We start from the raw sequence: 9839 nt of genomic DNA on the forward strand, positions 1-9839 counted from the left end.
AGCGCGCCGGCCGCGCCGACGGCCTCCTCGGCGCCTGTTCGCATGCCGACCTCGTCGCCGCCTTCGTTCGGCGGTGGCGGCGCGCGGCCGCAGATGGCGGCGCCCGCGCCGGATCCGCAAGGGGCGGTGCCCCAGCTGCGCGTCACGAGCTTCACCCAGCTCGTCGCGCTCGCCGGGCAGAAGCGCGACATCATGACCAAGAGCGCGCTCGAAGGCGACATGCGCCTTGTCCGTTTCGAGGAGGGCCGGCTGGAGGTCGCGCTCGAGCCGAACGCCTCCAAGACCATGATCTCCGAGCTTGCCAAGAAATTCGAGCTGTGGACCGGCCGCCGCTGGACGGTGATCGTCTCCAACGAGCAGGGCCAGCCGACGCTGCGCTCGGTGAACCAGGCGGCGAAGCAGGAGCATGCCCGTACCGCAGAGGCCGATCCGCGCGTGCGGGAGGTGATGTCGCGTTTCCCCGGCGCGAAGGTTGTCGAGGTCCGCAGGCTTGCCCCCGAGACGCCGGAAGCCAATATAAACGCTGACTATGGCAGTGACGATCCGCCCGACGGTTCCGACGGCGACGATCTCTGAGCCCATCTTTTTCCAAGGACGAGCACCGATGGCTGATTTTCTCGGCATGATGAAGCAGGCGGCGCAGCTGCAATCCAAGATGCAGGAGATGCAGGAGCAGCTGGCCAACGTGGAAGTCGAGGGCATCTCCGGCGGCGGCCTCGTCGCGGTGCGCATGACCGCGAAAATGGACGTCAAGGGTATCAAGATCGACCCCTCGCTGATGAAGCCGGAAGAGCGCGAAGTGCTGGAAGATCTGCTCGTCACCGCGCTCGGTGATGCCCGCCGCAAGGCGGAGACCGCGATGCAGGAGAAGATGCAGTCGCTGACCGGCGGGCTCGGCCTGCCGCCGGGGTTGTTCGGCCAGTAAGATGGGCGCGGTTGCAGGTCCCGAAATCGAGCGGCTGGTGCAGCTTCTCGCGCGGCTGCCGGGCCTCGGTCCGCGCTCGGCGCGGCGCGCGGCGCTGCATCTGATCAAGAAGCGCGAAGCGCTGATGATGCCGCTGGCCTCGGCCATGCAGGTCGCGCTCGACAAGGTCCAGGTCTGCAAGACCTGCGGCAACATCGATACGCAAAATCCCTGCACCGTCTGCACCGATCCCAAGCGCGATGACGCCATCATCGTCGTCGTCGCCGATGTCGCCGATCTCTGGGCGCTGGAGCGGGCCAATGCGACCCAGGGTCGCTATCATGTGCTGGGCGCGACATTGTCGCCGCTCGACGGCGTCGGCCCGCAGGATCTGACCATCGACGCGCTGGTCGCGCGCGCGCATGATTCTCGGGTGCACGAAATCATCCTGGCGCTGAATGCCACGGTGGACGGCCAGACCACGGCGCACTACATCACCGACCTGCTCCAGGACGCCAACGTAAAAGTAACCCGGCTGGCCCATGGTGTGCCTGTCGGTGGCGAGCTTGATTATCTCGATGAAGGTACGCTATCGGCCGCGATGCGGCAGCGTACCCTGTTCTAGCCATCCAGACTTTACGGAACGGACGACATGACGAAACTTTTCGCCACACGCTTGGCTTTGGTCGCGACGATGATGCTGCTGGCGAGCCCGGCCATCTCAGCGCAGCAGGACGACGGGGCGCCGCCGCCGTCCAAGCCCGGCAAGCCGATCAACGCCGGCGAGGTGTTGTCCGGCGAGTTGAACGCCTTGAAAGTGCGCGACGTCAAGAATGCCGGCAAGCGGGTTGCGACCTACCAGATCACGTCCGAGCCGCGCCGCCTGCCGCCGCCGAACGGGCTGTGCAATCTCGAGACCGGGCCCGAGACCTTCCAGCTCGTTCCGAGCGGCGATGCGCAGGCCGCGCAGCTGAAGACGTTCGTCGGCAAGGAAATCTCGGTCAAGGTCGACGAGGTCGCCTGCGCCAGCGATCCCGGCCAGATGAGCGAAGCCGTGATCACGAAGTGGAGCCTGATCAAGAAGCAGTAGGGGGATCAGATCGAGATGCCGTAGGGTGGGCAAAGCGAAGCGTGTCCACCGCCTCTGCCGAATGCTTGGAACGATGGTGGGCACGGCGCAAGTGCACCTTTGCCCACCCTACGAGACCATCACACCCTCACCGGCCCCAGCGCCTCGAAATGCCCGCGCTTCTGCAGCCACGTCAGCAGCACCAGGCTCGGAATGGCAACCAGCACGCAGATCACGAAGAACAGCGGCCAGCCCGTGGTGTCCGCGACATATCCCGCGCTCGACGACAGATAGGTTCGCCCCACCGCCGCGAGCGCGGTGAGCAGCGCATATTGCGTCGCCGTGTGCAGCGGGTTCTGGCAGAGCGCCGAGAGGTAGGCCACGAAGATCACGGTGCCGATGGCGCTGGTGAAGTTCTCGGCGCAGATGGCGAGCGCCAGCGCCCATTGATTGGTGCCGACCACCGCGAGCCAGGCAAAGGACAAATTGGCCAGCGCCTGCACCACGCCGCCGATCCAGAGCGACATTGCCAGCGGATAGCGCCGCGCGACGAAACCGCCGGCAAATCCGCCGATCAGCGTGGCGGCGAGCCCGACGCCCTTCACGATCGCCGCATAGTCGTTGCGGGTGAAGCCGAGGTCGATCACGAACGGCGCCGTCATCGTGCCCGAGAACGCGTCGGTGAACTTGAACAGCACCACGAAGGCGAGCGCGGCGAGTGCGTCCTTGCGCGACAGGAACTCGGAGAACGCGCCGATCGCCGCGCTCAACACGCGCGCAAAGGCGGTCTCGGTTTGTGTTGCAGCTTCTGCCTGTGCGGATTGCGCCGGCTCGGTCGCGGCCAGCGCGGTAATCGTGCCGATCAGCACCATCGACGCCATCACCACATAGCCCCACATCCATGCCGAGGTGCGGGTGATGCCGGTGCTCTCGAAGCCCGAGACGATGAACAGCGCGCCCGCGGTCGAGACCAGCATGCCGATGCGATAAGCCGCGACGTAAGCCGCCATGCCGGCGGCCTGCTCGCTCTCCGGCAGGCTCTCGACGCGGAAGGCATCGACCACGATGTCCTGTGTCGACGACGTCGTCGCCACCAGCAGCGCGCCCAGCGCGACGTAGAACGGCGAGCTGGCCGGGTCGGTCATCGCCAGCAGCAGGATCGCGACGATCAGCAGCAGCTGCGAAAACACCATCCAGCCGCGCCGCCGTCCGAAGGTCTGGGTGAACAGCGGCACATGCAGCGCATCCACCAGCGGCGCCCAAAGGAATTTCAGCGTGTAGGGCGTGCCGACCAGCGCGAACAGCCCGATGGTCTTGAGATCGACCCCGGCCTCGCGCATCCACACCAGCAGCGTGGAGCCCGACAGCGCCAGCGGCAGCCCCGAGGAGAAGCCGAGGAACAGCACGATCAGCACCCGGGGCTGCAGGTACACGGCAAGGCTGTCGCGCCAGGAGGGCGCAGGGACGGAGGTCGCGGCGGGGGAGGTCGCGTCGGGAGCGGTCATGGGGTGGTGTTAGCAGATTCTGGGGGTGATGCCTCTGCCACAAATCCCGTCATGCCCGGGCTTGTCCCGGGCATCCACGTTCTTGGTGCCGTTGAAAAGTCCGTGGATGGCCGGGACAAGCCCGGCCATGACGAAACGGTGTCACTCCCCCGCCTGGAGCTTCCGCGGAAACAGCTCGCCCGCGCCCGCGATCAGCCGCGGTCCCTCGGCCGGCGCGTCCGCCTTGCTGAAATCGAGTTCCTCGATCCGGCCTGCACGCTTCTCGATCTTGTCGGCGGAAATCAGGATCTGGCGGACGTCCTCGTTCGCATCGGAAAAATGCTTCTGCAATTTGACCACGCGATCCCTGAGACGACCCAGATCGTCGCCGAGCTTGATCACTTCAGTCTGAATCTGGTCGGCGGCATCGCGCATGCGCGCGTCCTTCATGATCTGCTGCATGACCTGGATCGCCAGCATCAAGAGCGAGGGCGACACCAGCACCACGCGGGCGCGATAGGCCTTCTGGATCACGTCGTCGAAACCGTCATGGATTTCCGCATAGACCGATTCCGACGGCACGAACATCAGTGCCATCTCCTGGGTCTCGCCGGTGACGAGATATTTTTCCGCGATGTCGCTGACATGCTTCATCACGTCGCCGCGCAGCCGCTGCGTGGCAACGCGCTTCTCCTCGTCGGTGCGGGCGTCGTGCAGCGCCGTCATCGCCTCCAGCGGAAACTTCGCGTCGATGCAGAGCGGGCGCTGGTCTGGCAGGAACACGACGCAGTCGGGCCGCTTGCCGGTCGAGAGCGTGAACTGGAACTCGTAGGCGCCCTTCGGCAGACCGTCCTGGACGATCGCCTCCATCCGCGCCTGGCCGAAGGCGCCGCGCGACTGCTTGTTCGCGAGCACGTCGCGCAGGGTCGTCACCTGGGTGGTGAGATCGGTAAGGTTCTTGTGGGCGCTGTCGATGATGCCGAGCCGCTCGTGCAGCGCGCGCAGGCTCTCCATGGTGTTGCGCGTCGAATGTTCCATCGACTGGCCGACGCGATGGGTGACCGAATCCAGCCGCTCGTTGACCGCGCGCGCCATCTCGGCCTGGCGTCCCGCCAGCGCCTGGGTCATGGCGTCGACCCTCCCTGAGGATTCGCTCTGGGCGCGCAGCACCTCGCTCAGGCGCTCCTCGAGCTCGTCGGCCCGGATCGCATGCGCCATCGCGAGTTCCGCGCCGCGCCGGCCCGAGCGGGCGATCACGACGGCGATCGTCACCAGCAGGGTGAGGACAAGGGCGCCGAAGCCGATCAGGGCATCAATCGTGCGCACCGGCCAGTCGGCCAGCATGAAGATGATCTCGTTCATGGGCCCTTCTAGCGCGATTCGCCGACCTTAGCGAACGAAGAGGGAACGGTTATGGTTAATAGCCCCCTAATTTTTATGGTTAACGAAACCTGAAGTTTTATGGTTAGCGAGGGGTTAACGGGGTTCCCGGCCGGATTGACCGCGTCCGGCGCGCGGCTTAAATCGCGGCCATGGCCCTCAGAGAAATCATCATCCTGCCCGACAGGCAGCTGCGTCTGGTCTCCAAGCCGATCGAGAAGGTCACGCCGGAGATTCGCAAGCTTGCCGACGACATGTTCGAGACCATGTACGACGCGCCCGGTATTGGCCTCGCCGCGATCCAGGTCGCGCAGCCGCTGCGGCTCATCACCATGGACCTCGCCAAGCGCGACGAGAACGGCGAGACCACGCCACTTCCGCGCGTCTTCATCAACCCCGAGATCATCGCCTCGTCCGAGGAGCTCTCGGTCTACGAGGAAGGCTGTCTCTCGATCCCCGAATATTACGAGGAGGTCGAGCGCCCTGCGAAGGTGCGCGTGCGCTTCACCGATCTCGACGGCAAGGTGCACGAGGAGGACGCCGAAGGTCTCTATGCCACCTGCATCCAGCACGAGATCGACCACCTCAACGGCGTGCTGTTCGTCGACTATCTGTCGAAGCTCAAGCGCGACCGCGTCATGAAGAAGTTCGAGAAAGCCGCCAAGCGCGCGGAGTAACCACGTTCTCCGCCGTCATGCCCGGCCTTGTGCCGGCATCCACGTTCTCTGCCGCCGCAGGCCGGAAGAACGTGGATGGCCGGGACAAGCCCGGCCATGACGAGTACGTTGCTCGTTTCCGAGGATTGTCTCGCCACATGCCCCTCCGCCTGATCTTCATGGGCACGCCCGATTTCTCCGTGCCGACGCTGCTCGAGCTGGTCGCGCATGGCCACGAGATCGTCGCCGTCTACACCCGCGCGCCGAAGCCCGGCGGGCGGCGCGGCCTGCAATTGCAGCCGACGCCGGTCGAAGAAGCTGCGCGAAAGCTCGGCATTCCCGTGCTGACGCCGAAGACGCTGAAGACCCAGGAAGCGCTCGACGAGTTCAGCGCGTTCGACGCCGATGCCGCCGTGGTCGTCGCCTACGGCATGATCCTGCCGCAGGCGATCCTCGATGCGCCAAAACTCGGCTGCTACAATCTGCACGCTTCGCTGCTGCCGCGCTGGCGCGGCGCAGCGCCGATCAACCGTGCGATCATGGACGGCGATGCCGAGAGCGGCGTGATGGTGATGAAGATGGATGTCGGTCTCGATACCGGCGACGTCGCCATGGCCGAGCGCCTCGCGATCACGGACAACATGACTGCACTCGATTTGCACGATCGTCTCTCCCGTCTCGGCGCCGATCTCATGGTGCGCGCGATGGCCGCGCTCGGGCGCGGCGGGCTCCAGCTCAAGAAGCAGAGCGAGGACGGTGTCACCTACGCCGCCAAGATCGACAAGGCCGAGGCGCGCATCGACTGGACCAGGCCGGCGCGTGCCGTGCTGCGTCACATCCACGGCCTGTCGCCATTCCCCGGCGCCTGGGCCGAGCTTGCCGGCGTCAGCGAGAATGCGCGCGTCAAGATCCTGCGGTGTGATTTGGCAAAGGGGTCGGGCGCGCCGGGCGAGGTGCTCGATGACAACCTCACCATCGCCTGCGGTGAGGGCGCCATCCGCATCATCGAGATCCAGCGCGAAGGCAAGGGCCGGATGCAGGCCGCGGATTTCCTGCGCGGCGTGCCGTTGAAGGCGGGAGCGAGGTTCAACTGATCAGCGATGCCCCGCTACAAGCTCACCATCGAGTATGACGGCGCGCCGTTTTTCGGCTGGCAGGTGCAGGACACGCTGCCTTCGGTGCAGGGCGCGCTGGAGGCGGCCGTGAAGGCGATGACCGGCGCGGATTTGCGGGTGCATGGCGCCGGCCGCACCGATGCCGGCGTGCATGCGCGTGGCCAGGTCGCGCATGTCGATATCGACAAGCAGTTTCCGCCGGGCCGTTTTCGCGATGGGCTCAACGCGCATCTGCGCCCGTATCCGATCGCGGTGCTGGAGGCGGAGATCGTGCCTGACACGTTCGAGGCGCGCTTCTCCGCGGTGAAGCGCCACTACCGCTACCGCGTGATCAACACCCGCGCCAACCTCGCGCTCGACATCGGCCACGCCTGGCGCGTGCCGCGCCGGCTCGATGCGGATGCGATGCATGCGGCGGCACAGCGTCTGCTCGGCAAGCACGATTTCACCACGTTCCGCGACACCGAGTGCCAGGCCAAGTCACCGGAGAAGACGCTCGACCAGCTCGACGTGCTGCGTGACGGCCGCGAGATCACCATCGTCACCTCGGCGCGCTCGTTCCTGCACAGCCAGGTGCGCTCGATGGTGGGCTCGCTGATCTGGGTCGGCGAGGGCCGCTGGACCGCCGACGACCTCTCCGCAGCGTTAGAGGCGCGCAACCGCGCCGCCTGCGGCATCGTCGCCCCGCCGGACGGGCTGTATCTGATGAAGGTGGATTATTAGCGCGTGATGCCGCCACTTCCGTCATGGCCGGGTTTGTCCCGGCCATCCACGATCTTTCTTGCTGGGACTGAAGTACGTGGATGCCCGGGACAAGCCCGGGCATGACGGCGGAATACTTGGCAATGACCGCACCTACCCGAAATACCGCGTCAAAATCCCGCGATAGACCTGCGTCAGCTTCTCCAGATCCTTGACGGGCACCCGCTCGTCGACCTGATGCATGGTCTGGCCGACCAGACCGAATTCGATCACCGGGCAATAGCTGGAAATGAACCTTGCGTCCGACGTGCCACCGCTCGTCGACAACTCGGGCTTCCGCCCCGTCACCTCCTCGATCGCGGACACCGCGAGATCAGTGAACGGGCCGGGCTTGGTGACGAACACGTTGGAGTTCGAGGGCTCCCAGACGATGCGGGCCTTGATGCGGTTGCCGCAGGCTTTTGTCAGCCGCGTCTCGACCAGCTCGCGCAACGAGGCCTGGGTGTGGTTGTCGTTGTAGCGGATGTTGAATTTTGCGCGGGCCTCGCCGGGGATGACGTTGCTCGCTTTGTTGCCGACGTCGACCGAGGTGAATTCGAGATTGGAGGCCTGGAATTGCGCGCTGCCATGGTCGAGCGGCTCGTCGGAGATCGCAACGATCAGCCTGGAGATGTCAGGCACCGGATTGGAGGCGCGATGCGGATAGGCGACATGGCCCTGCACGCCGTCCACGTACAGCGTGCCGGATTGCGAGCCGCGGCGGCCGACCTTGATGGTGTCGCCGAGCGTCTCGACATTGGAGGGCTCGCCCAGCACGCAATGGTCGAATTTTTCGCCGCGCTCGGCCGTCCATTTCAATAGCTTGATGGTGCCGTTGATGGAGACGTCTTCCTCGTCGCCCGTAATCAGGAACGAGATCGAGCCCTTTCCGTCGTTGCGCGGCTTGCCGTCATTGGCGGCGAGATGCTCCAGCACCGCGGCGACCGAGCAGGCGATGCCGCCCTTCATGTCGACCGCGCCGCGGCCGTGCAGGACGCCGTCCTTCACCTCTCCGGAGAACGCACCGATGCTCCAGGCGCTCTCGTCACCGGGTGGCACCACGTCGGTATGGCCGGCAAAGGTGATGTGCGGGCCTTCGGTGCCGATCCGCGCATAGAGATTGTCGACGTCGGCGGTGCCGGGCTCGCTGAAGGTCACGCGGTGGCAGGCGAAGCCGGCGGCGGTGAGGGCTTTTTCGAGCACCCCGAGCGCACCGGCATCTTCAGGGGTTACCGAGGGGCAGCGGATCAGATCGCGGGCAATGGAGAGAGCATCGGTCATGCGCCCCGCTTAACATGCATGCCGCCGGGTGGGCTAGCGCGGGGCGGGACAATTTCGATCTCGCGGCTCTGGTCCCAGCCTTTCGCAGGGGAGGCGGCGGATGCCGAACTGTCCTCGATATCGAGGAGCGGATCAGGGCCGAACCGGTTGTGGCCCGAGGTGCCGGACCGGCAGAACATTTCGACGAGGCCCCACAGCCACAGCAGTGCGGCAGTCAGGTTGAGCGAAAATATCCAGCTTGATTTGGGCAGCAGGTCCGCGAACTGGCTGAACAGGCCGGGCAAGAAGAAGAACGGAACGATCCACCAGCCGCTCTTGTCGCGGTCATGGAGTCGCTTGATCGCCGTCGCGAGATAGATCCAGAAGAACAGCGCCATGCCGGACGCCTTGAGGATCGAGCCCGCGAGATCGGCCGATGCCAGCGCGTGGGAGACGCGGGGGTCGACCAGCTTGAAGAGGCCGTCGAGACCGAAGTCGAAATCGAGCTCAATTCCGAGCTTCAGGGTGGACCTCGTCCCTCCGACGATCCCGATGACTTGACCGGCAATCTCCAGCAAGCCCGCCAGCAGCGCGACGATCAGCAGCGCCTGCCACAGCAACGCGCGGTTGATGCGGCCGTCGAAGCGGAACAGATACCAGATCCAGTCCATGCGAACGGCTCCGGGCGGGAGGAGCCGCCCGATATTTGGTCGCGATGGAGAGGGGGTGGGTTCGATAGGGCTCCGGTGTCGTCCCGGCGAAGGCCGGGACCCATACCGCGTGATCTATCGACAGTAGAAAGATAGTCGTACCGAACGACGAGTCTTCGCCAAACCACGGCCTCGGAGTATGGGTCCCGGCCTTCGCCGGGACGACAGCGGTGTGCGCCGAACTCAATCCCGCAGCAACTCGTTGATGCTGGTCTTGGAGCGCGTGCGCTCGTCGACGCGCTTGACGATGACGGCGCAGGCGGTGCTCGGGCCGATCTGGCCGTTCTTCATCGGCTTGCCGGGTAGCGCGCCGGGCACCACGACGGAATATTCGGGCACTTCGCCGATGAAGACCTCGCCGGTCTCGCGGTCGACGATCTTGGTCGAGGCGCCCAGGAACACGCCCATCGCCAACACCGCACCCTTGCGCACGATCACGCCCTCGGCGACCTCTGAGCGCGCGCCGATGAAGCAATCGTCCTCGACGATCACGGGCTCGGCCTGCAGCGGCTCGAGCACG

General features: G+C 65.5%; 11 protein-coding genes and 1 pseudogene. 7 read left to right on the forward strand and 5 right to left on the reverse strand.

What is annotated here, in order from left to right:
• From IC66_RS0108290 to IC66_RS0108305, 4 genes and pseudogenes are all read left to right on the forward strand, one after another.
• Window positions 1–576: pseudogene (locus IC66_RS0108290) on the forward strand (DNA polymerase III subunit gamma/tau); the annotation flags it as partial.
• 28 nt (window positions 577–604) lie between these two features.
• On the forward strand, window positions 605–925 hold the full coding sequence (locus IC66_RS0108295) for a YbaB/EbfC family nucleoid-associated protein (RefSeq protein ID WP_028140843.1): 321 nt from the start codon (window positions 605–607) through the stop codon (window positions 923–925).
• A 1-nt stretch (window position 926) separates the two neighbouring features.
• Window positions 927–1529, forward strand: coding sequence for a recombination mediator RecR (recR, locus tag IC66_RS0108300; protein ID WP_018320788.1), 603 nt, complete (start codon window positions 927–929; stop codon window positions 1527–1529).
• Between the two features lie 27 nt (window positions 1530–1556).
• Window positions 1557–1994, forward strand: a complete 438-nt coding sequence (locus IC66_RS0108305; RefSeq protein ID WP_018320787.1) for a hypothetical protein — start codon at window positions 1557–1559, stop codon at window positions 1992–1994.
• 119 nt (window positions 1995–2113) lie between these two features.
• Here IC66_RS0108305 and IC66_RS0108310 read toward each other — a convergent pair whose 3' ends face one another.
• Both IC66_RS0108310 and IC66_RS0108315 read right to left on the reverse strand, forming a co-directional pair.
• The gene (locus IC66_RS0108310) at window positions 2114–3478 is read right to left on the reverse strand and encodes an AmpG family muropeptide MFS transporter (RefSeq protein ID WP_038947337.1); all 1365 of its coding nucleotides are present in this window, start codon (window positions 3476–3478) and stop codon (window positions 2114–2116) included.
• A gap of 141 nt (window positions 3479–3619) precedes the next feature.
• Window positions 3620–4819, reverse strand: a complete 1200-nt coding sequence (locus tag IC66_RS0108315; protein WP_038947338.1) for a DNA recombination protein RmuC — start codon at window positions 4817–4819, stop codon at window positions 3620–3622.
• Window positions 4820–4989: 170 nt separating this feature from the next.
• Here IC66_RS0108315 and def point away from each other — a divergent pair, with 170 nt between their 5' ends.
• The 3 genes from def (at window position 4990) to truA (ending at window position 7331) form a co-directional block, all read left to right on the forward strand.
• Window positions 4990–5514, forward strand: a complete 525-nt coding sequence (def, locus tag IC66_RS0108320) for a peptide deformylase (protein ID WP_028140840.1) — start codon at window positions 4990–4992, stop codon at window positions 5512–5514.
• 137 nt (window positions 5515–5651) lie between these two features.
• On the forward strand, window positions 5652–6587 hold the full coding sequence (gene fmt, locus IC66_RS0108325) for a methionyl-tRNA formyltransferase (RefSeq protein WP_038947339.1): 936 nt from the start codon (window positions 5652–5654) through the stop codon (window positions 6585–6587).
• 6 nt (window positions 6588–6593) lie between these two features.
• The gene (truA, locus tag IC66_RS0108330; RefSeq protein WP_038947340.1) at window positions 6594–7331 is read left to right on the forward strand and encodes a tRNA pseudouridine(38-40) synthase TruA; all 738 of its coding nucleotides are present in this window, start codon (window positions 6594–6596) and stop codon (window positions 7329–7331) included.
• A gap of 132 nt (window positions 7332–7463) precedes the next feature.
• On the opposite strand, the gene dapE is transcribed toward truA, so the two are convergent.
• The 3 genes from dapE to IC66_RS0108345 all read right to left on the reverse strand — a co-directional run.
• The gene (gene dapE / locus IC66_RS0108335; protein WP_038947341.1) at window positions 7464–8630 is read right to left on the reverse strand and encodes a succinyl-diaminopimelate desuccinylase; all 1167 of its coding nucleotides are present in this window, start codon (window positions 8628–8630) and stop codon (window positions 7464–7466) included.
• Window positions 8627–9280 carry a DUF805 domain-containing protein gene (locus IC66_RS0108340; protein WP_038947342.1) on the reverse strand — a complete coding sequence of 218 codons (654 nt, stop codon included), beginning with the start codon at window positions 9278–9280 and terminating at the stop codon, window positions 8627–8629. The genes dapE and IC66_RS0108340 overlap by 4 nt, the downstream gene beginning before the upstream one ends.
• A gap of 222 nt (window positions 9281–9502) precedes the next feature.
• Window positions 9503–9839: DapH/DapD/GlmU-related protein (locus IC66_RS0108345; RefSeq protein ID WP_283806348.1), on the reverse strand; the 337-nt coding region annotated here is incomplete at its 5' end.

The sequence above is a fragment of the Bradyrhizobium genomosp. III genome (assembly GCF_000261705.1).
GTDB classification, from domain to species: Bacteria; Pseudomonadota; Alphaproteobacteria; order Rhizobiales; family Xanthobacteraceae; genus Bradyrhizobium; species Bradyrhizobium ottawaense.